The organism is Micromonospora matsumotoense, assembly GCF_900091525.1.
In the GTDB taxonomy this organism is placed as follows: Bacteria; Actinomycetota; Actinomycetes; order Mycobacteriales; family Micromonosporaceae; genus Micromonospora; species Micromonospora matsumotoensis.
Map to the genome: position 1 here is coordinate 22,540 of NZ_FMCU01000009.1, position 21,140 is coordinate 43,679.

Here is a 21,140-nt window from a genome sequence, read left to right on the forward strand (position 1 = left end):
GCGTCGCCGGAGCCTCCTCGTCGAGGCTCCGGCGACGCGTCAGTGCGTCAGGCCGGCACCGAGCTGGGTACGGCCGCCGGTGCCGACGGGGCCTCGGCGCTCCGGCGGGCGAGCAGCGTGTCGAGCGCCCAGGAGCCCGGGCCGAGCACCGTGATCAGCAGGAACGACCAGCAGAAGAGCGCCGACAGCTCGCCCCCGTTGCGCAGCGGCAGCAGGTCCTGCGGCTGGTGCACCACGAAGTAGGCGTACGCCATCGAGCCGGACGCGAGCAGCGCGGCGGGTCGGGTGAAGAGCCCGGCCAGCACCAGCGCGCCGCAGACCAGCTGGATCAATGCGGCCCACCAGCCGGGCCAGGCCCCGACCGGGACAGCCTTGCCGGTCATGGGGCTGCCGCCGAACAACCCGAAGACCGAGGACAGGCCGTGCAGCATGAACAGCAGGCCGATGACGATGCGGTACAGCGACAGAGTCGGCCCGCCGAGCCGAGAGACGTTCATGGGAACCTCCATGGAAGGGATTAACTCCCACCCATGATGAGGCATCGAAGCGCTTAAATCGATAAAAACTTTGCTGCCGGGAAGATCCCGCTGCGAAACAGTACCTCACCCCCACCTCCGGGGTCGCCCCGCCGTCGCACTGACACCGGAACCCAGGGCCACACCGGGCGTACGGGCCGGTGACCGTGCCGTCGTTCACCCGTCGCCAACGGCCGCCGCCGCCAGCCCGCCAGGCGCGCGAACGTAATGATTGTTAACTATGAATTAACTGTCATCAAATTCATATGCCAAGTTTATACAGAATGAATATGCGCACAATTCGCGTGGGCTCATACGGAGATCCCTCCGGGCGGTCCGGATCGCCCGACGGGTCGACCGGACCACACCCACACCACCGGCTGCGGAACCCACCCGGTCCCACCTCGGGGCCCGGCCCCGGGCACACCACCACCGCGCCGCTCGACCATGATGCAAGTTTCCGCTGTTCAGGGCGGCCAACACGCCTCCGGGCCCACCTCCACCGGCGGCACCCCGAGCACCGCCGGGGACCGATGCCGCCCATCCCGGCCCGCGCGCCGACCCGGACGACGGCGGCCGATTGGCGCGATATACCCGCGACACCCCGAACGCCCCACCCATCAGCAATTTCCGCTGGTGCCCGTTCGGTGCGCCTCGACACGCAATCCGACAATCATCCACCGCGTCGGACAGCAGACCTGCCGGTTCAAAAATCCTTAACAAGTTCTACCGCGATAACAGCAGCCGTAATCCGTTAGCCTCATCACCACGTTGCTCCCGGAATTGCGGCGCCCACCCTCGAATTCACCCACCAGGCCCCGCTCCACCAGGCCGGACAGTCATCTCGATCCGGCAATCTTCATTCCTATTGGTCGATGCATTCTTGGGCTTTACCTGCGATTCCGTGCGCCATGTTGATGAACCATCCCCCTGGTCGAGAGCGGTCCGGACCACCCCATCCCGGCTACCGCAAGCTCGACTGATTGTTCACGGAAAGGACCATCGTGCGACGTCGAACACGCCTGCCCGGACGACTGCTGGCCGCATTCGCGACCCTTACTCTGCTGCCCGTCCTCGCCACCCCGGCCAGCGCTGAAACCCGACCCGAAACGGTACGGTTGCTCGCCAAGGCCGCCGCCGACGAGTGTTTTGCCGGCGTCGGTGTCGACTATCCACCCGGACCGCCCTGCGCCGTGGGGCAGCCCAAGGTCAACCAGTCGTACGTCTGGGGTCTCGCCCAGGCCGGCCGCCGGCTCTGGTTCGGCACCGGGGCGAACGTGCTCTGCCTGAAGCCCGAGGGCTACCAGGTCCGCGAGCCGATCCTCAACGACGACTACGTCTGCGAGTTCGGCCAGAGCCAGCCGGCCCGGGGCAACCCCGCCCTGCCGGCCACCCTCGGCGACCACCGCACCCCCGAGGTCTACACCTACGACCTGGCCACCGAGCGGCTCACCGAGCGCACCGCCGACATCACGTCCGCCTCCCCGGCGGACGCGAACCTGCTGCACACGACCGCAGGGCTGCGCAGCGCCGCCGCCCACCAGGGGGTCGTGCTCCTCGGCGGCCCGAGCGTGGTCGGCGGGGTGAACGTGTTCGCCTTCGACACCCTCACCGGCCGGTACCTCGGCTCCACCAACCTCTCGGCGTACGAGAACATCCGGCACTGGGTGGTCGCCGGGGGCGTGCTCTACGCCGGGGTCGGGCTGGGTGCCAACGGCGGCGAGGCCGGCCGGGTGCTGCGCTGGACCGGCGACCGCACCGACCCGTTCGCCTTCACCGAGGTCGCCGACCTGCCCACCCAGGTCGCCGACCTCACCGAGCACCAGGGTCGGCTCTACGTCTCGACCTGGCCCAAGGCGATCGTCGACGGCGCGGTGGCCCGGATTCCCGACCACGTCGACCCGGCGGCGGCCCCACCGGCCGCGCACAGCACCGACAGCGCCGACACCACCGACCTGGCCAGCATCTGGATGAGCCCGCCGCTGGCTGCGGGCGCGCCCGGCCTGAACCCGACGGACGCCGGCAACTGGACGCAGGTGTGGTCGGCCGCCGACTACGAGCCCGACCCGGTGGTCCGCCGGGCGTACGCCCTCGGTGGTCTCGCCTCCTACGGCGGCCGGCTGCACTGGGGGACCATGCACGTGCCGTTGCAGGCGACCGCGCTGCACGTGTCGGTGTATCCGCCGCGCAGCCAGGCGCAGCTCCAGGCCACCGTGCAGAACACCCAGCGGGCGTTCGCCGTCTTCCGGGGCCAGGACCTCGGCGGCGCGCACGAACGGATCGAGACGCTCTACGGCGAGTCGGCGCTGCCGGCGTACGACCCGGCCGCCAACAACGGTGTCGGCGCCTGGGCCCCGGCGCCCACCGGCACCACCCCGCTCTACGGCGCTTCCGGCTTCGGCGACCCGTTCAACCTGTACGCCTGGAAGATGGCGGTGGCCGGCGGGCGGCTCTACGTCGGCACCATGGACTTCGCCTACATCTCGCTGGAGGGCGAGATGCCGACGTCCCCGGCCGGCGCGGCGACCAGCCCGCCGACCTTCGGCGCCGATCTCTGGTCGTTCGACGCGCCCGGCCGGCCTGCCCGCGCGGTGGACACCGGAGGTTTCGGCAACCCGCTCAACCAGGGTGTCCGCACCATGGTCGTGGACGGCTCCACGCTCTATCTCGGAATGGCCAACCCGATGAACCTGCGCACCGACCCGACGCCCGGTGTCCCGAAGGGGGGCTGGGAGCTGATCCGGGTCAGCCGGCGCTGACCCCGGCCGGCTGACCCTGGCTCGGCGGCCGGTGAGGTCCCCACCGGCCGCCGAGCCACCCGACCACCCGACCACCCGGGCCACGCCCCACCCGACCACCCGGGCCAGGGTCACGCCCCACCCGTCCGGGCCAGGGCCGGCACCCACCCGCCCCCGGGTCGGTCACCCCGGCTTCACCCAGCCGGCGTCACCGACCCGGCCCCGGCCCGTCCGGCGGTCGGGGGCGTGCCGGTCACGGGGCGGCAAGGGCCTCGGTGGGTGAGAGCCGGCTGGCCCGGATCGCCGGGTAGAGCCCGGCCACCGCGCCGATGCCGATGGTCGCCCCGATGCCGCCGGCCACCGCCCAGAGCGGCACCACCGTCGGCCACCCCTGTGAGCTGGCATAACCGGCGGTGACCAGGCTGCCGAGCAGCACCCCGCCCAGCCCGCCCAGGGCGGACAACAGCAGCGACTCCGCGAGGAACTGGGTCCGGACCTGTCCCCGGGTGGCGCCCAGCGACCGCCGCAGGCCGATCTCGGCCCGCCGCTCGATCACCGAGATGACCATGGTGTTGGCCACCCCCACCCCGCCCACCAGCAACGCCACCGCGCCCAGCCCGAGCAGCAGACCGGTGAACGCCTCATCGGTGGCCTGCCGGGCGGCGAGCGCATCGGACGGCCGGGAGACCTGGATCTCGTTGGACTGCTCCGGGTTGGCCGTCGCCGCCAGCACCGCCCGGACCGACTCGACGTGCTGCTCGGCCGAGCGGGTGTAGATCCGGGTCGGATGCCCGTCCAGGCCGAGGTAGGTGGTCGCGGCCGACCAACCGACCAGGGCCGACGAGTCGAGTTCCGGCGCGAGCGGGACCGGCTGCAGGATGCCGATCACGGTGAACCACCGCCCGTCCAGATAGACCTGGACGTCCGGTCCGGCCGCACCGAGCCCGAGCCGCTCGGCGGCGACGGACCCGAGCACCGTGGCCGGATACCTCGCGGTGGCCCCGTTGAGCCAGGTCCCGCTGGCCAGCACGCCACCGACGGTGTCGAGCAGGTCCAACTCCACCGCCTGGGTGCCCAACCCGCCGGTCTGCGCCGCCGGAATCCGGTCCGACCGGTAGACCGGGGTGTCGGCCAGTTGGGCGGTGGCCGACACCTGGCGTACCGGGCCGATCCGGCTGATCATGCCGGCGGCCTCGACCGGCAACTGGGCGTCGGCCCCGAACAGGGTGCTCCCCGGCGCGACGGTGAGCAGGTTGGTGCCGAGGGCGGCCAGGGTCCGGTCCAGGTCGGCCCGCGACGACGAGGAGATGCCGACCACGCTGATCATCGCCGCGATGCCGATGGCGATGCCCAGGGCGGACAGGAACGCCCGCAGCGGCCGGGTACGCAGCCCCACGCCGCCGACCCGCAGCACGTCCTGTGGGCTCATCCGGGCCGGCCGCAGCCGATCCGGTCGCCCCACGCCGGTTCGCCGGGCCGCGCCGGTCGACCGCAACGGTGTGGTGGTCATCGGAGTATCCCCTCGGTCGGGGCGGCGGAGTCCGCCACGATCAGCCCGTCGCGCATCTGCACCTGCCGGGGCAGGCTCGCCGCGATCTCCCGGTCGTGGGTGATGACCACGACGGTGGTGCCGGCAGCGTGCAGCTCGTGCAGCAGCTCCATCACCCCCGCGCCGGAGCTGGAGTCGAGATTGCCGGTCGGCTCGTCGGCCAGCAGCAGCGGCGGTTCGCCGACCACCGCCCGGGCGATCGCCGCCCGCTGCCGCTCCCCGCCGGAGAGCTGGTGCGGCCGGTGGTCCAGCCGGTGCCCCAGGCCGACCCGCCGCAGCGCGACCTCCGCCCGCCGCCGCCGCTCCCGCCGGGCCACCCCGGCATAGAGCAGGCCGTCCGCCACGTTCTCCACCAGTGGTACGCCGGCAGCCAGGTGGAACTGCTGGAACACGAAGCCGATCCGGCTGGCCCGCAGGGCGGACAGTTCCCGGTCGGACAGCCGCGCGGCGTCGTACCCGTCGATGTGGACCGCGCCCGAGCTGGGCCGGTCCAGGGTGCCGATCACGTTGAGCATGGTGGACTTCCCCGACCCGGACGGGCCGACGATGGCCACCAGGGCACCCCGGTCGACGGTCATCGACACCCCGCCGAGGGCGGCGACCGTGTCGCCGTAGCGTTTCGTCACGTCGCGTAGCACGACCACGTGATCGGGAAGGTCGGCCCGGGGCGGCTCAGTCACCGGGCATCCCCACGGTCAGCCCCTCGGTGACCGCGTCGCCGGAGACCTCCACCCGGCCGTCCGCGAAGAGGCCGGTACGCACCGCGACGATCCGGGTGCCGCCCTCCTGCACCGCCTCCAGCCCGTAGCCGCCCTCGGCCAGGGTGAGCAGCGCCGCGACCGGCACCGTGAGCACGTCGGCGCGTTCCGAGGCGACCAGGCCGACGTCCACCGCCGCCTTGTCGTAGCCGGCCAGCGCCTTGGCGTCGTCGCCGGTGATGGTCACCTCGATCCTGGTGTCGGTCTCCGCGTCCTTGCCGGTCGTCGCCGCCGAGGTCTGCACCACCGTCTCGACCGTGTCGACCCGGCCGGTGCTGCGGGTGCCGTCCGGCAGGGTGATGGTCACCTCCGCGCCCTTGCGGGCCAGCCGCTGGTCCTCGACGTCCAGGGTGCAGGTGACCAGGCGGGTCGTGCCGGTGGTCGAGAGGACCGCCTTGCCCGCGCCGACGGTGTCGCCCACCTCCACGCCGTGGCTCTCCACCCGGACCTCGGCGGGGGCGTAGACGATCCGGGCCGGCTCGATCTGGCCGGTCTCCGGCAGGCCGAGATCCTCCTGCCAGTCCCGGACCGCGTCGGCGGTCGCCGAGGTGAAATCCTCGTCGACGGTGAAGCCGGTGTGCCCGAGCGCGGCGAGGTTCTGCTCGAACTGCTTGACGTCGGTGCCGCTGACCCCGGAACGCAGCACCCGGTACGCGGGCAGGCCGCCGTAGAGCAGCACCACCGGCTCGTCGTCGATCCGGTAGAGCGTCTTACCCCGCTTGACCGTCGCGCCACCCGGGGCGAGCCAGGTGACCGTCCCGCTCAGCCGGCTGTCCCGGGCGCGCGGGGTGCCGTACCCCAGCTCGCCGTTCTTGGTCTCCCGGTCGACCAGGGTCTGCCGGGTGACCTTGGTGGTCGACGGCGGCCTGCGGTCGGGCGACGTCGCACGGTCGGCGTGGCCGCCGCTGGCGAAGGTGACCGCCGTTGCCGCCACCGCCACCACGAGCAGCCCCGCCGCCCCCAGCAGGAGCCCCGGTCGCGGGCGTCGCCGCCGGACCGGTGGCGCACCCGGGCCGGGGGGCGGGCCGGTGCGGGACGGGCCGGCGAGGGACGGGTCAGCGGCAACCGGGCCCGCGGCGGGCGGCTCGACGGCAGACGGGACGGTGACGGACGGGTCAGCGGATCGGGGTGCGCCGGTCATGACGTCCCCCGGCGTTCACCGAGGTTGGGCACGGTCTCCCGGCACTTGTCGAACGCGGTCTTCACCGCCGGGTCCTTCAGGTCGATGCCGGCCCGACCGGGCTGGATGCGGCCGTCGGCGGCCGGGTCGGGGAAGTTCGGCACCCCGTTCTCCCGCATGCACCGGGCCAGCTTGCGGACCTGCTCGACCTGGCCCGCGTCGAGCTGCCGGGGCTGCCCGCCGTTGGGGGCGTACTCGCGGCACTGCTGGAGCGCCGCCTGCACCTTGGCCGGGTCGACGTCCGACCCGCCGTCGAACCGGGGCCCCTTCTGCCCCGGCTGCGGGTCCGGCACGTCGAGACCCTGCTCCCGCAGGCACGCGGTGAACTTGAGCTGGCGTTGCTCGTCGCTCATCCCGGCGGCGGAGAGCGAGGGCTCCGCCCCGCCGCCACCGGCGGTGGCCACCCCGGAGTCGTCGTCGCTGCCGGACTGGCAGCCGCTCAGGGCCAGGGCCGCCGCCACGGGCACGACCAGGAGCAGGCTCAGTGGATTTCGTCGCATCGTCGGTCTCCCTTCGACCGGCAGAGAGCCGGCATTAGGGATAACTCAACTCCTCAGGCGGTATCCAGGGCGTAAACGGCAACGTTAACGCGGTGGTTATCCCGGCATAGGCGAGGATGGAACGGTGCGCGTACTGGTGTGCGAGGACGAGAAACTGCTCGCGGACGCGATCGCCGAGTGGCTCCGCCGGGAGTCGTTCGCGGTCGACGTCGCCTACGACGGCGACGCCGCCCTGGAACGCATCGGCGTCAACGGGTACGACGTGGTCGTGCTCGACCGGGACCTGCCGGTGGTGCACGGCGACGACGTGTGCCGTGCCCTGGTCAATGCCGAGCGGGACACCCGGATCCTGATGCTGACCGCTGCCGCCGCCGTCCGGGAACGGGTCGCCGGTCTGGCCATCGGCGCGGACGACTACCTCACCAAGCCGTTCGCGTTCGTCGAGTTGAGCGCCCGGGTGCACGCGTTGACCCGGCGGACCCGGCCGGCCGCTCCGCCGCAGCTGACCCGGGCCGGGATCGTCCTGGACCCGTCCCGGTTGCAGGTCACCCGGGACGGGAACTTCGTGCCGCTGTCCCGCAAGGAGTTCGGCGTGCTGGCCGAGCTGCTGCGGGCCGACGGCGCGGTGGTCTCCGCCGAGGAACTCCTCGAACGGGCCTGGGACGAGCACATCGACCCGATGACCAACGTGCTGCGGGTGACCGTGATGAAGCTGCGACGCAAGCTCGGCGACCCACCGGTCATCGAGACGGTCCCGGGAGTGGGATACCAGATCCGATGAGGAAACCGACCATCCGGGCCAGGCTCACCCTCATCTACGGTGGCCTGTTCCTGCTCGCCGGCACGGTGCTGCTCGCCGTGACGTACGTGCTGGTGGACCAGCGGCTCGCCCACGGTCTCGGGTTCAACCTGCGCGGGAGCGGCGGCAAGGAGTCGATCTCGCTGCCCCAGGGCACGCAGATCAACGCCGAGCAGGCCGAGCACCTGCGCAACCTCGTCCGGCAGGTGCAGGACGACGCCCGCCGGGACGCCCTGGACTCGCTGCTCACCCAGGGCGGGGTGGCCCTGGCCGTGGTGACCATCGCCGCGGTCGCGTTCGGCTGGCTGGTCGCCGGTCGGGCGTTGCAGCCGTTGCAGCAGATCACCGGCACGGCCCGCCGGATCGCCGGGGCGGACGGTGCCGGCCGGGGGCTGCACGAGCGGATCGCCCTGGCCGGGCCGACCGACGAGGTGAAGGAGTTGGCCGACACGTTCGACCTGATGCTCGAACGACTCGACCGCTCCTTCGACGGGCAACGGCGCTTCGTCGCCAACGCCTCACACGAGCTGCGTACCCCGCTGGCGATCAACCGGTCCCTGGTCGAACTGGCGATCACCCGCCCGGACGCCCCCGCCGAGCTGCGGCAGCTCGGCGAGACCCTGCTGGCGGTCAACGAGCGCCACGAACGGCTGATCGACGGTCTGCTCACCCTGGCCGACTCGGAGAACGAACTCGCCGAACACATCGACGTGGACCTCGCCGAGGTCGCCGGACACGTCGCGGAGCAGACCGCCCGGTCCACCACGCTCGGCGTCACCTGCTCGCTGACCCCGGCCCGTACCGTCGGCGACCCGGTGCTGCTGGAACGGCTCACCCAGAACCTGGTGGAGAACGCCGTCCGGCACAACGTCGACGAGGGCGGCTGGCTCTCGATCACCACCGCCGTGGTCGACGGCCGGGCCACCCTGACCGTCAGCAACAGCGGGCCGGTGGTGCCCGGCTACGAGATCGAGACGATGTTCCTGCCGTTCCGCCGGCTCAACCGGGAACGGGCCGCCGGTCAGCGGGGATTCGGCCTGGGACTTTCCATCGTCCGGGCGGTGGCGCGGGCACACGGCGGCACGGTGCGGGCGGTCCCCCGCCCCGAGGGCGGCCTGGTGGTCACCGTCGCCCTCCCCACCGCCCCCTGACCCCGCCCCGAGCCCGCTCACAAGGGAAGCGCGCCCTTCTGAGCGGGGCTGGGCGGAACACGGGCGGAGCAGGCGAGCCATGATCATTGAACATTTACGAGTACTCGACACGGCGTGTCGTCTCTCTAAACCGCCAATGATCATGAGGTCCACCTCAGCGCGGTCGACGGCACCCTCGACCAATCCCTCGAACCGCCCTCGCCACCTCCCGTCGGAGGCGAACGTCACGGGTGGCCCGCCTCGCGGACGAACACTCCGCGCCCCGGGGCGCCGATCACCACTCCCCGGTCACGCAGCAGCGCCACGGCTCGTGCAGCAGTGGAGAACGAGACGGAATAGAGGTCCGCGAGCTGGGAGTAGGACGGCAGCTTGGCCCCCGGCCCATACTCACCACCCTTGATCCGGCTGGTGATGTCGGCGGCGATGTCGGTATAGCTCAGCGGAATCGCGGGCATGGTGATCCTCCCGGGTTGGCAATCCCATCTGATCACGTTGTGCAACTCGCCTCAAGCGCTTGGTTGACCTATGTCACTAGGCGCAATAGCATGAAGGTGAGCCGCCCGGGTTGGCACCAGGGCCGGTTCGCCCTCCGGGACAAGACCCGGACAGCGCCGGGGCAGTGCGCACGCGGCAGCCGGAACCCCCTTCCGGGCTGGTCGGCGTGCTGCCCCGGCACCCACCCAGGCAGAGGAGGCACGGTGGAGACGAGTACGGAGGTGCCGGTCGCCAGTGCGATCTGGGCGGTCGAGCAGGTGGCCGCCGAGCTGCGGGAGACGTACCTCGGGGTGGCCGCCGCCATGGTGCTGCTGGAACGCGTCGGCGCGGGGTGCCCGCATCCGGCGCTCCGGCTGGCCCGGCGCAGCGGCGGGGACGCCCTCGACCTGGCCGGCGAGGTGGACCAGCAGGTCACCGACGGGGTACGCCGGCTCCGGGTCGCCGCCGGGCACGTCGAGCGGGGCACTATCGGTGGGCTGGTCGAGGTGCTGGACACCGTCGGCAGCCAGTGGAGTGCGGCGGCCGATCGGATTCGGCAGCTCCCGGCCCGGGTCACCGCCGCCGGGCAGCAGCTCCACGACACGGCCAACGCCGACGCCCCACCTGCCGACGTGACCCGGGCGACCGACCCGACCCCGGCGGCTGCCCGGCAGCGGCAGCACGACACCCACACCACCGCCCGGCAGTGGCAGCACGCCGCCGAACAGCTCGACCTGATGGCCGAGTGCCTGACCTCGGCCGTCGCCGCGCTGGGGTCGTACACCGGCGGATTGTCGGGGGCCGGACATGCGGTCCGCTGAAGCGCCGACCTGCGCGGCACCCGGACGGAAAGGCCAGACAGGATGATCTATCGAGCGGGGCGGCGGCTGCTGCCGCAGCACGTCCGCACCGTCACCTTCGGCACCCGCCGGTGGCGCGGTCTCGACCCCGAGCAGGTGTACGCCTTCCTCGACCAGGTCGCCGACGAGCTGGAACGGGTCACCCGTGACCTGGCGACCGCCAGCACCGAGGGTGAGCGCATCCGGGTGGCGCTGCGACGGTGGGGGTCGGGGCACGTCGACTGCCGCCGGACGAGAGCGGCCCGGAACAGGTGGTGGCCCCGGTGACCGACCCGTGCTGGATCATCCACCTGCCGACCAGGCTGACCAGCGTCGACGAGGTCGCTGCCCTGGCGATGGCGTTGCGTCGCTCGCTCGGGCACGTGCTCGCCATCGACTTCGGCGAGACGACGCTGTCCGAGGAGGACCGGCAGTTCGCGCGTACCCGGATCTGGTGCGACGCTCCGCTCGACGGCCCCGAACTGCGCCCGGCCGCCCGCTGTGGTCGCCCCGCCGGCCACGACGGTGGGTGCGCGCCGACGCCCGAATGAGCGACCCGCGCCCGGGGCGGCTCACGCAGCCTCATGGTCAACTCAGTGGTGCCGATGTTGCGGTATCCGCCTGCCAGGGATACCGCAACATCGGCACCATGGCGAAGCCCTCGCGATGCCGCAGGCCCTCGGCGACCGCCGAGCGGCCAGCGGGTCAGCTGGTGATGTCCTTGCGGGTGAAGCGCCAGAAAGCCAGGCCCCAGAACAGGGTGGCGTAGCTGATCGCCGAGATCGCGCCCCGGACCACGTCGTCGGTCTGCATCGGGGTGGAGAGCAGGCCCAGCCAGGCACTGCTGTAGTGGGTCGGCAGGAAGTCCCGCAGCGCCCCCAGCGCGGTGATCTGGTCCAGGATGCTGGACAGGATCCACAGCAGCACCGCGCCGCCGACCGCGCCCAGCGCGGCATCCGTGATCACCGACAGCAGGAACGCCAGCCCGGCCACCACCAGCAGGACGATCGCCAGATAGCCGAGCACCGCCAGCAGCCGCACCAGCCCCTCGGTCGGGGTCAGCTCGGTGGCGACCTGGCTGGTCAGCGGCGTCCATCCGTAGCGCAGGGTGCCGGCGAGCAGGGCCGTGCCGGCCAACAACAGCAGGGCCAGCCCGGAGTACGCCAGCGCCACCAGCAACTTCACCGTCAACAACCGGGCCCGGGGCACCGGCACCGCCAACAGGTAGCGCAGGCTCCCCCAGCTCGCCTCACTGGCCACCGTGTCACCGCAGAACAGCGCCACCACCACGACCAGCAGGAACGACGCCGACACCAGGATCGAGAAGAGGGTGAAGTTGAGCCCGCCCGAGGTGGCCAGGTCGGCGAGGCTGGCGAACTCGCCGCGCCCGCTGCCGTCGTCGTCCCCGGACTCGAACTGGAACGCCACCAGGATGATCAGCGGCAGCAGCACCATGAACCCGAGCGCCAACTGGGTACGTCGCCGCGACGCCTGCCGACGGAACTCCGCCCCGAACGGCAGGGTCGCCCCCGGCCGGTACCCGACCGCCGCCCCACCCGGCCCGAACGAAGCCGTCGCCGCACCGCCCGAAGCCACCCCGCCCCGGACCGCGCCGCCCGAAGCCACACCGCTGTTCGGGTCAGCGCCCGACGGCGAGCCCACCGAAGAACCTGCCATCACCGGTCACCGCTTCCCCGAGAGTTCTCGCCCACCAGGGCGAGGAACGCATCCTCCAGGCGACGCCGTGGCACCACCCGGTCCACCCCGATCCCGGCCCGGACCAGCTCGGCCACCACCTCGCTGCGGGCGGTCCCGTTCGTGTCCACCACCAGCCCACCGGCGTCGTCGGCGGTCAGCACCTGCACCGCGTCGAATCGGCTCAGCACCGCCCGCGCGGCGGCCTGGTCGGTCACCTCGAACAGGGTGCTCGGCGACTCGCCGACGATCTCCTCCACCGGGCCGGAGGCGACGATCCGGCCCTTGTTGACCACCACCGCGTGCGTGCAGGTCTGCTCCACCTCGGCCAGCAGGTGACTGGAGACCAGCACCGCCCGGCCGTCGGTGGCGTACCGCTGGAGCACCCGACGCATCTCGGCGATCTGCGGCGGGTCCAGCCCGTCGGTCGGCTCGTCGAGCACCAGCAGCTCCGGCAGGCCCAGCATGGCCTGCGCGATGGCCAGCCGCTGCCGCATGCCGTGGCTGTAGTTCTTGGTCCGCCGGTGCACCGAGTCACCCAGGCCGGCGATCTCCAACGCCTCGTCGAAGTGCGCGTCGGCCCACGGTCGGCCGGTGGCCCGCCAGTACGCCCGCAGGTTGTCCAGGCCGGACAGGTGCGGCAGGAATCCCGGCCCCTCCACCAGCGCGCCGATCCGCGACAGGACCGGCGAGCCGGGCACCAGCCGGTGCCCGAAGACGTAGATCTCCCCGGCGGTCGGCTGGGTCAGGCCCATCAGCACCCGCAGGGTGGTGGTCTTGCCGGCGCCGTTCGGGCCGAGCAGCCCCATCACCTGACCGGGGTGCACCTCGAAGTCCACCCGGGAGACCGCGACGAAGCCGTCCGCGTACTCCTTGCGCAGGTTGCGGACGGCGAGCGGGATGCCCGCGTACTCGGGATGGACGGAGTCGTCCTGGCGGCGGTGCCGGCGGCGGACCACGGCGACGACCACGACGAGCCCGATCACGATCGCGGCCAGCAGGCCGACCAGCACCCAGCGCCACACCGTGGCGGTGGTCGGGATCGGCGTGGCGGCGACCGTCGGCAGGCTCACCGCGCCGTCGACCGCCACCGTGTAGACGGCCGGCGCGACCGGCGTGGTGTACGCCTGGTCGGCGGTGGCCAGCACCACCCGCAGCCGGTGCCCGGCCTCGACCCGCCGGACGATCGCCGGCAGGGTGACCTGGACCGGCTGCGCCGCGTCGATCGTGGCCGGCAGCCCGGTCAACCGGATCGGGGCGACCAGCCCGTCCGGCAGCGTCGCCGCACCGGCCGGGTCGACGTCGTAGAGCTTGGCGAACAGCACCGCCTCGCCGGTCGCCGACGCGGCCCGGACGGTGACGGTGGGTGCGCCTACCACGTCCACCGCCCCGGTCAGCGGCGCGGACTCGAACCGGGCGTGCTGACCGGGTACGTCGCCGGCCACCCCGTCGAGCAGGGAGCCGAGCGATCCGGCGAACGGGATCGCCGAGATCGCCGCCGGGTTGCCGTTGGGCGGGTTGGCGACCGGTTGGGCCGGCCCGTCGACCGGCACCTCCCGCCGGGCGTCCCCGGTCACCCCCGGGTAGTCGGCGGTGCGGTAACCGGTGGCGACCAGGCCCCGGTCCAGGGCGTCGAAGCCGGCGATCCGGGAGAAGGTGAAGTCGTCGCCGGGGGCCGCGCCGGTGCCCTTGACGTAGTGGTCCAGCCACTGCACGGTCAGGAACTTCACCCGGTCGGAGTCGCTGGTCGGCCCGGAGCCGCCGTCGTGGCCGCCGGTGAACCAGGCCACCCGGACCGGGGTGCCGGCGGCGGCGATGCCGCGCGCGTTGGCGTCCGCCTCGGCCAGCGGGAAGAGGGTGTCCGCCTCGCCCTGCACCAGCAGGGCGGGGGCCTTGATCCGGCCCAGCACGTCGGCCGGGGAGGAACGCCGGAGCAGGTCCACCGCCGCCTGGTCGGCCCGACCGGTGGTGGCGATGCGCAGGTACGCCGCGCAGACGTCGGCGGCGAACCGGCCGCAGGACGGGTCGGCGGCGGCCCCCGGGGCGCGCGACGATCCGCTGCCCGGTCCACCGCCCGGCCGAGGGCTGGGCGCACCGGCCGACGCGGGAGCGCCCTCCGGCCCGGCGGCGGCGGAGTTGCCGGAGAGCCCGGCCGGCCCGGAGCCGGCGCTGCCGCCGCCCCCGAAGAAGATGCCGGCCCAGCCCTTCTTGAACACGCCCTCGGTGGCCGGCTTCCCGGTGTTCTCCGGCAGGAAGGCGCGGGACAGGTCATTCCAGGTGATGATGGGGACGATCGCGTCGACCCGGGGGTCCTGGGCGGCCAGCAGCAGGGCCAGGCCGCCGCCGTACGAGCCGCCGACCACCCCGACCCGAGGGTCACCGGCGGCGTCGGTACGCACGTCGGGGCGGGCGGCCAACCAGTCCAGCAGCCGTTGGGCGTCGCGCACCTCGTAGTCGGGGCTGTCCAGGTGGATCTGACCACCGCTGCGGCCGAAGCCCCGGGCCGTCCAGGTCAGCACCGCGTAACCCTGGCCCACCAGGTCCTCGGCGTCGGCGCGGACGGAGTCCTTAGTACCGCCGAAGCCGTGGGCCAGCAGCACGGCCGGCACCTTCCGGTCGGCCGACGCGGCACGCGGCAGATAGAACGTGGTGTCCAGGTCGACGGGCTCGTCGCCGCCCGGCCCGGAGCGCACGCCGAGCATGGCCGACTCGGTGCGGAACCCCGGCCGGTCCGGCCAGACCGCCCACCCGACGACCGCCGCCAGCAGGACGACGACCACCGACGCGGCGACCGCGCGACGACCGGTGGGCAGGGCACGGCGGAGCCGGGCGGCCGACAGCGGCGATTTCATTCGGCTCACGGTACGGCCCGGAAGCTGAGCGTTGACTGAGATCCGCCGTACGTCCGTCCTGACCGGCCGATCGTCGACCGGACAGGTCAAACGCACAAGGTCACCCGGCGTTCACCCAGAACGAGTTCGGACTCCGTGAATTGACGCTTAATACGCCATATCACAATGGAAACGAGCATGTCACTCCGACAACAGTACGGAGCGTGTCGGGAAGGTCGATGTCACGTCACATCACTCGAAGTGACGCAAAACTGACCGGTGCAGACCTCTGGCCAGGGATCGACCTTCGATTAGGTTCCGGTCCGACGCACGGGACCGAAGTGTCACGCCATCCCCGAACCCCTGCGCCGCCGCCGGAGGAGACAACCATGACCGTTCCCGCCTCGCGGGTCCGTCGACGGCCCAGGACACCGGGCCGCCTGTTGCCGCTGCTACTCGCCACCGCGCTGCTGTTGCCGGTGGCGTTCCTCGTCGTACAGGGCCACCGGATGGTGGACGCCGACCGCGAGCTGGCCGAACGGGAACGCCTCGGCGTCGAGTACCTGCGTGCCCTCGGCCCGGTCACCGAGGCGCTGGTGGACGCGCAGACCGCCGCCGTCGCCGGCCGACCGGTCCCCCGGGACGCCCTGGACCGGGCGGTGGAGGCGGCTGCGGCGGTCGACACCCGGGTGGGCGACGAGCTGCGCAGCACCGAGCGGTGGGCCGGGCTGCGGGCGAAACTGGAGGGCCTGCCCAGCCGGTCGCTCACCGACCCGGAAGCCGCCTTCACCGCGTACGGCGAGGTCACCGACCTGCTGCTCGCCCTGCACGGCAAGATCCGCGAGACCTCCGGGCTGATCCGCGACCCCGGCTCCGACTCGTACTTCCTCCAGGACGGCGTCGGCGAGGAGATGCCGAAGGCCATGGTCGCCACCGGGCGGCTCGTCGACCTGGCCGTGCTGATGCCGCAGCGGCCCGCCGCCGAGCAGGCCCGCTCCCTGGGCGAACTGGCCACCCTCCGGTTCGCCGCCCTGCAACCGGCGGGCGACCTGGTCGGCGACCTCCAGACGGTGGTCGACACCTCGGAGAGCGCCGACATCGGCGCGGGCGCGCTCACCCCGCTCGACAGCTACCAGCGGGCGGTCGAGGCGTTGGCGGCGCTGTCCCGACCCAACAGCCGGACGCCGGCGGTGGACCTGACGAAACTCGCCGCTGCCCGCACCCAGGCGCAGAACGCCACCCGGGAACTCCAACCGGTCATCCTCGACGAACTCGACCGGCTGCTCCGCCAGCGGATCGACCAGCTCGACCGCGACGACCTGCTGATCCTCGCCGCCGGCGGGGTGGCCGGACTGCTCCTGGCGGCGCTCGGCGCGAGCGGTTGGCTGGCCCGCCGCGCCGGCACCCCGGGCGGCCGGGGCACCGCACCGGGCGAGCCGACCGAAGCCACCGGCAACCCCCGGTGGGAGCCGCCGACGCAGTCCGGTCGGCTACCGGCCGGACCGATGCCGGTGCTCCAGCCTGCGGGGCAGAGCCCCGAACCCGACCGGTGGAGGCCCTTCGATGCTGCTCGGTAGGCTCCGGATCCGGGGCAAGCTGGCCCTGCTGCTGATGGTCCCCCTGCTCTGCATGGTCGGACTCACCGTGCCGGTGGTCTGGGAACGGGCCACCGTGGCGCAACAGGCCGGCGACCTCGCCGACCGGGTCCGGATCGCCAGCCGGGTCGGCACGATCCTCCAACATCTCCAGCAGGAACGTCTGCTCGCCATCGGCCTGCTGCTCAAGCAGGTCGAGCGCACCGACCTGGTGCAGAAGGTCGCCGAGGTGGACGACCGGATCGCCGACCTGCGTACCGACTTCGGCGACACCCTGCCGGCCGAGGTCGACACCGCCCTCGACGGGGTACGGCAACTGGCCGCCCTCCGCACGGCGGCCGTGGCCGGGCAGACCGGCCCCGACCAGATCATGGCCGGGTACGGGCCGGTGAACACCGCCCTGATCAACTCGCTCCAGCTCCGCCTCCACGCGGACACCCGGACCCCGACCGGGCGGCAGGTGCTGGCCCTGGACGGCCTGCTGCGCACCGGTGAGAGCCTCAGCGCCGGCGCCACCCTGATCGTGCTGGTCGCCGCCCGACCCAACGCCCAGACCGTCACCGCCTACGTGGCGAACTTCGCCGTCCTTCAGGACGAGAGCGCCCGGCTCCAGGCCCTGGTCACCCCCGAGCAGCTCGACCTGCTCACCCTGGAGGAAGTCGCGGTCGCCAACCGCACCGGCCCGGACTTTCTCAACCAGAGCGCGCTGGACCCGGCCACGGCGATCGGCTCGCTGGACGTGGCGACCCTCTTCCCCACCGTCGCCTCGATGATCACCCTGGGCCAGTTCGTGGAGAAGAAGCTGGCCGCCGACGTCACCGCCGAGGTGCGCGCCGACCGGCAGGTGGCGCTCGCCGGGGCGTACTGGGTGACCCTCCTGATCGTCGGAATCCTGATCGCGGTCATCCTGCTCACCGTGGCGGTCGGCCGGGCGGTGGCCCGACCGCTCACCCGGCTCACCCGCTCCGCCGACCGGGTCGCCCGGGTCGCCGAGTCCGAGCTGGTCCGGGTCGCCGACGACGAGTCGGAAACCACCCCACCGGTACGCCTCGACCCGGTCGACGTGGGCGCCCGGGACGAGATCGGTGACCTGGCCCGCGCCTTCGAACGGGTGCAGAGCACCGCCGCCCGGCTGGTGGAACGGCAGGTGGCGAGCCGGCGAAACGTGGCCCAGATGTTCGGTCACGTCGGTCGACGTACCCAGAACCTGGTCGGCCGGCAGATCGCCCTGATCGACCGGCTGGAGCAGCAGGAGACCGAGCCGGGCCGGCTGGAGCACCTGTACCGGCTCGACCACATCTCCAGCCGGCTGCGCCGTAACGCGGGCAGCCTGGTGGTGCTCTCCGGTGCGACGGGCGACGACGCGCACGTCGCACCGATTCCGGTGGCCGACGTGGTCCGGTTGGCGCTCGGTGAGATCGAGGACTACACCCGGGTGGACGTACGGGTCCCCCCGGAGGTGGTCGCCGTGCCGGCGATCATCGGTGACCTGGTGCTGGCCCTGGCCGAGCTGATGGAGAACGCCACCGTGTTCTCCCCGCCGCACACCCGGGTCGTCGTCACCGCCGAACCGACCGACGACGGTGCCCGGCTGGCCGTGATCGACCAGGGCATCGGCATGAGCGAGCAACGGCTGGCCGAGGAGAACGCCCGGTTCACCCGCCGGGAACGGCTGGACCTGGCCCCGTCCGAGGTGCTCGGGCTCTTCGTGGTGGGTCGGCTGGCCCGCCGGCACGGCTGGACGGTGGAGTTGGCCGCGACCGCCGGTGGTGGGGTGACCGCCAGTCTGGTGCTCCCCGGCTCCGCCCTGGCCCGCGCCACCACCGGACGCCACGGTGCACCCGTCGCCCGCGCCGCGCTGCCGTCGCGGGACCGGCCCGGACCCGCCAACCAAGGGGCGCTCCCCTCGCGGGAGCGGCCCGCGACGACCGGCACACCCGGGGCGCCCGGCACCGACGGACCGCTGCGGACCGGCCGGACGCCGGCCGTGCTCGACGCGGATCCGGCCCGCCCGCTGGTCGATGCGGGCCTGGCCCGGCCGCTGGTCGATGCGGGCCTGGCCCGGCCCGTGGCCGATGCCGGTTCGACCTGGCCTGCGGTCGACTCCACGGCGTTGCCCGGGTTCGATCCGACGCTGCTCAGCAAGGCGACCCGGAGCATGGAGACCGCCGGCCCCTGGGACGCGTTCGGCACCGTGCCGGCCGACCCGGAACCGGTCCAGCCCGCCGACGCCGTCGTCGCCGGGACGGTCCTGCCGGCCCGGGGCACCGCCACGGTGACCCCGGTCGACGCCGACCAGCCCCACACGACGGTCCCGCAGGCCACCCTGCTCCCCACGGTCCCACAGGCCAACCCGAGCCCGGCGATCCCCCAGGCCAGCCCGATCCCGGCGAATCCGCAGCCCAGCCCGATCCCTGCGGACCGGCCCGCCGCGCTGCCCGGAATCCGGCAGCGGGTGCCCGGGGCCAGCCTGCCCCGCACCGCCCCGGCCGTCGGCCCGGTGGACGGCACCCGGGCCGACCCGGCCGCCGCCCGCGCCCTCGTCGAGCAGTTCCAGTCCGGGGTGCAGCGGGCCGAACAGGCAAGGCCCGCCACCGCACCCCCCGTCGACCCGGCGACACCCCGCCTGACCCGACGGATACCGGGCGCCAATCTGACCGTCTCACCCCCTCGGCAACCGCCCAGCCAGCATCCGGGAGATCCCGGCGAGGTCCGCGATCTCATCAACGCGTTCGAGACGGGCGTCGCCCGGGCTCTGCGCGAAGTCCGCCCCGACCACCGCACTGAAGAAGGAACGACACGGTGACCAGCCCGCACGTACACGAGAACGTCGACTACCAGAATCACCCCGCCGGGGATCTCAGCCCGGAGGCGCGCACGTTCAACTGGCTGTTGGACTCGTTCACCACCAGCACCGCCGGGGTCCTGGAGGCCATCGCGGTCTCCTCCGACGGGCTACTGATGGCCATGTCGTCGATCAAGGACCGGTCCAACGCCGAACGCCTGGCCGCCGTCGTCTCCGGCATGACCAGCCTGGCCGGCGGCGCCGCCAGCTGGTACGCCCTCGGCGGGCTCAACCGGGTGATCGTGGACATGGCCGACGGCTACCTGCTGATCACCGCGATCAGCAGCGGTTCGGTGCTCGGCGTGATCGCCGACCGGTCGGCCAACCTGGGCACCGTCGCGTACGAGATGACGCTCTTCGCCGGCCGGGCCGGCGGGGCGCTGACACCGAGACTCATCGCCGAGCTGAAGAACGCCGTTCAGCAATGACCCGGGACGCCGCCGGTGAGGAATCGGAACCCGAACCGTTGGTCCGGGTCCGCCCCTACCTGCGGGCCCCCACGGGGGACGGGACGACGATGCCCGTCCCCGTCCCCGAGCCCGAGCCCGCGCCCGAGCGGCCGGCCAGCCCCCGCCCGTTCGTCCTGACCGCCGGGCGGGTGTCCGGCGCGGACCCGGCGATCGGCCTGGAGACCCAGGTCACCGCCCGGTCCGAGCCGGGCCGGGCAGCCCTGCTGTCGGCCCTGCTCGCGCCCGAGCTGCAGGCGATCGTCGCCCTGTGCGGTGAACCGATCTCGGTCGCCGAGATCTCCGCCCGGATGCGGCTGCAGCTCGGCGTGACCCGGGTGCTGGTCGGCGACCTGCGGGCCGCCGGCCACCTCGACGTGCACGTCGGCGCCGTCGACGACGCATTTGACCCCGACCTCATCCTGCGAGTGATTGATGGACTCCGTGCGATCTCCTGAATGGCCGGTCGCCCCGCTCGGCGGGCTCGCCGCGAACAGTGCCTCCGCCCGCTACGGCCAGCCGGTGGGCGGCCCCCCGACGGCACCGCCACACCCGCCGTCAGCGCCGCCACCACCGCCGTACCGGCCGCCGACGGCGACGGCCCCACCCGCCCCGGACACCCGGACCGGCCCGGCCGTCGCCCCACCGATCCCGGTCAAACTCCTGATCGCCGGCGGCTTCGGGGTGGGCAAGACGACCACGGTCGGCGCGATCTCCGAGATCGCCCCGCTGACCACCGAGGCCGAGATGACCAGCGCCGGCATCGGCGTGGACGATCCCGGCACCCACAGCGCGAAGACCACCACCACGGTGGCGATGGACTTCGGCTGCGTGACCATCGACCGCAGCCTGAAGCTCTACCTGTTCGGCACGCCCGGTCAGCACCGGTTCGGTTTCATGTGGGACGACCTGGCCCGGGGGGCGCTCGGCGCGCTGGTGGTGGTGGACAGCTCCCGGCTGGACGACTGCTACCCGGCAATCGACTTCTTCGAGCGGGCCCGCCTGCCCTTCGTGGTCGGGGTGAACACCTTCGACGGCCGGCTGACGCACGAGCTGGGCGCGATCCGGTGGGCGCTGGCGATCGGCGACCACGTACCGCTGGTGCAGTTCGACGCCCGGGACCGGCTGTCGGTGCGGGACGCCCTGCTGGTCGTCCTGGACCGGGCGCTGGACCGGGCGGTACGGGAGAAGGGCGTCTGAACGAATCGGCGCCCGGGGCCGTTTC

19 protein-coding genes are annotated in these 21,140 nt (G+C 72.9%); 11 read left to right on the forward strand and 8 right to left on the reverse strand.

Features of this window, described 5'->3' with window-relative positions; all coding sequences use genetic code 11:
- Positions 1-47 precede the first annotated feature (47 nt).
- Positions 48-497, reverse strand: coding sequence for a DoxX family protein (locus GA0070216_RS18495; protein WP_091247453.1), 450 nt, complete (start codon positions 495-497; stop codon positions 48-50).
- Between the two features lie 1,022 nt (positions 498-1,519).
- Between GA0070216_RS18495 and GA0070216_RS18500 the strand changes: the two genes are divergently transcribed.
- Positions 1,520-3,274: a hypothetical protein gene (locus GA0070216_RS18500; protein ID WP_141723134.1), complete on the forward strand. Its 1,755-nt coding sequence runs from the start codon at positions 1,520-1,522 to the stop codon at positions 3,272-3,274.
- Positions 3,275-3,506: 232 nt separating this feature from the next.
- On the opposite strand, the gene GA0070216_RS18505 is transcribed toward GA0070216_RS18500, so the two are convergent.
- From GA0070216_RS18505 to GA0070216_RS18520, 4 genes are all read right to left on the reverse strand, one after another.
- Positions 3,507-4,682 (reverse strand): ABC transporter permease, encoded by a 1,176-nt coding sequence (locus GA0070216_RS18505; RefSeq protein WP_218108243.1) that lies wholly within the window; start codon positions 4,680-4,682, stop codon positions 3,507-3,509.
- A gap of 77 nt (positions 4,683-4,759) precedes the next feature.
- Positions 4,760-5,446 carry an ABC transporter ATP-binding protein gene (locus tag GA0070216_RS18510; protein ID WP_218108244.1) on the reverse strand — a complete coding sequence of 229 codons (687 nt, stop codon included), beginning with the start codon at positions 5,444-5,446 and terminating at the stop codon, positions 4,760-4,762.
- A 28-nt stretch (positions 5,447-5,474) separates the two neighbouring features.
- Complete coding sequence (locus GA0070216_RS18515; protein ID WP_091247460.1) at positions 5,475-6,701, reverse strand: efflux RND transporter periplasmic adaptor subunit; 1,227 nt, start codon at positions 6,699-6,701, stop codon at positions 5,475-5,477.
- The gene (locus GA0070216_RS18520) at positions 6,698-7,240 is read right to left on the reverse strand and encodes a hypothetical protein (RefSeq protein ID WP_091247462.1); all 543 of its coding nucleotides are present in this window, start codon (positions 7,238-7,240) and stop codon (positions 6,698-6,700) included. Before GA0070216_RS18520 ends, GA0070216_RS18515 begins: the two co-directional genes overlap by 4 nt.
- Positions 7,241-7,364: 124 nt before the next feature.
- Between GA0070216_RS18520 and GA0070216_RS18525 the strand changes: the two genes are divergently transcribed.
- Together GA0070216_RS18525 and GA0070216_RS18530 are read left to right on the forward strand one after the other, a co-directional pair.
- Entirely contained in the window at positions 7,365-8,021 is a 657-nt protein-coding gene (locus tag GA0070216_RS18525; protein ID WP_091247464.1) for a response regulator transcription factor, read from the forward strand.
- Positions 8,018-9,190, forward strand: coding sequence for a sensor histidine kinase (locus tag GA0070216_RS18530; protein ID WP_091247467.1), 1,173 nt, complete (start codon positions 8,018-8,020; stop codon positions 9,188-9,190). Before GA0070216_RS18525 ends, GA0070216_RS18530 begins: the two co-directional genes overlap by 4 nt.
- A gap of 224 nt (positions 9,191-9,414) precedes the next feature.
- Here the strand turns inward: GA0070216_RS18530 and GA0070216_RS18535 are convergent, their stop codons facing one another.
- The gene (locus GA0070216_RS18535) at positions 9,415-9,645 is read right to left on the reverse strand and encodes a winged helix-turn-helix domain-containing protein (RefSeq protein WP_091247470.1); all 231 of its coding nucleotides are present in this window, start codon (positions 9,643-9,645) and stop codon (positions 9,415-9,417) included.
- 243 nt (positions 9,646-9,888) lie between these two features.
- Between GA0070216_RS18535 and GA0070216_RS18540 the strand changes: the two genes are divergently transcribed.
- The 3 genes from GA0070216_RS18540 to GA0070216_RS18550 are packed head-to-tail and all read left to right on the forward strand — an operon-like array spanning position 9,889 to position 11,054.
- Positions 9,889-10,485: a hypothetical protein gene (locus GA0070216_RS18540; protein WP_091247473.1), complete on the forward strand. Its 597-nt coding sequence runs from the start codon at positions 9,889-9,891 to the stop codon at positions 10,483-10,485.
- Positions 10,486-10,527: 42 nt separating this feature from the next.
- Positions 10,528-10,791 carry a DivIVA domain-containing protein gene (locus GA0070216_RS18545; RefSeq protein WP_091247475.1) on the forward strand — a complete coding sequence of 88 codons (264 nt, stop codon included), beginning with the start codon at positions 10,528-10,530 and terminating at the stop codon, positions 10,789-10,791.
- Positions 10,779-11,054: a hypothetical protein gene (locus GA0070216_RS18550; protein ID WP_176739036.1), complete on the forward strand. Its 276-nt coding sequence runs from the start codon at positions 10,779-10,781 to the stop codon at positions 11,052-11,054. Before GA0070216_RS18545 ends, GA0070216_RS18550 begins: the two co-directional genes overlap by 13 nt.
- A 154-nt stretch (positions 11,055-11,208) precedes the next feature.
- Here GA0070216_RS18550 and GA0070216_RS18555 read toward each other — a convergent pair whose 3' ends face one another.
- Positions 11,209-12,183 (reverse strand): ABC transporter permease, encoded by a 975-nt coding sequence (locus GA0070216_RS18555; protein WP_425413167.1) that lies wholly within the window; start codon positions 12,181-12,183, stop codon positions 11,209-11,211.
- Entirely contained in the window at positions 12,180-15,050 is a 2,871-nt protein-coding gene (locus GA0070216_RS18560) for an alpha/beta fold hydrolase (protein WP_091247479.1), read from the reverse strand. Before GA0070216_RS18560 ends, GA0070216_RS18555 begins: the two co-directional genes overlap by 4 nt.
- A gap of 368 nt (positions 15,051-15,418) precedes the next feature.
- Between GA0070216_RS18560 and GA0070216_RS18565 the strand changes: the two genes are divergently transcribed.
- From GA0070216_RS18565 to GA0070216_RS18585, 5 genes are read left to right on the forward strand one after another with little or no spacing between them, the layout of a single operon-like run.
- A complete protein-coding gene (locus tag GA0070216_RS18565; RefSeq protein WP_091247481.1) occupies positions 15,419-16,606 on the forward strand; it encodes a hypothetical protein in 1,188 nt (395 codons plus the stop codon).
- Positions 16,593-19,430 (forward strand): sensor histidine kinase, encoded by a 2,838-nt coding sequence (locus tag GA0070216_RS18570; RefSeq protein ID WP_091247484.1) that lies wholly within the window; start codon positions 16,593-16,595, stop codon positions 19,428-19,430. The genes GA0070216_RS18565 and GA0070216_RS18570 overlap by 14 nt, the downstream gene beginning before the upstream one ends.
- Positions 19,427-19,897, forward strand: coding sequence for a roadblock/LC7 domain-containing protein (locus GA0070216_RS18575; protein WP_091247485.1), 471 nt, complete (start codon positions 19,427-19,429; stop codon positions 19,895-19,897). The genes GA0070216_RS18570 and GA0070216_RS18575 overlap by 4 nt, the downstream gene beginning before the upstream one ends.
- Positions 19,894-20,373, forward strand: a complete 480-nt coding sequence (locus tag GA0070216_RS18580; protein WP_091247488.1) for a DUF742 domain-containing protein — start codon at positions 19,894-19,896, stop codon at positions 20,371-20,373. The genes GA0070216_RS18575 and GA0070216_RS18580 overlap by 4 nt, the downstream gene beginning before the upstream one ends.
- Positions 20,351-21,115 carry a GTP-binding protein gene (locus GA0070216_RS18585; protein ID WP_176739037.1) on the forward strand — a complete coding sequence of 255 codons (765 nt, stop codon included), beginning with the start codon at positions 20,351-20,353 and terminating at the stop codon, positions 21,113-21,115. Before GA0070216_RS18580 ends, GA0070216_RS18585 begins: the two co-directional genes overlap by 23 nt.
- Positions 21,116-21,140 lie beyond the last annotated feature (25 nt).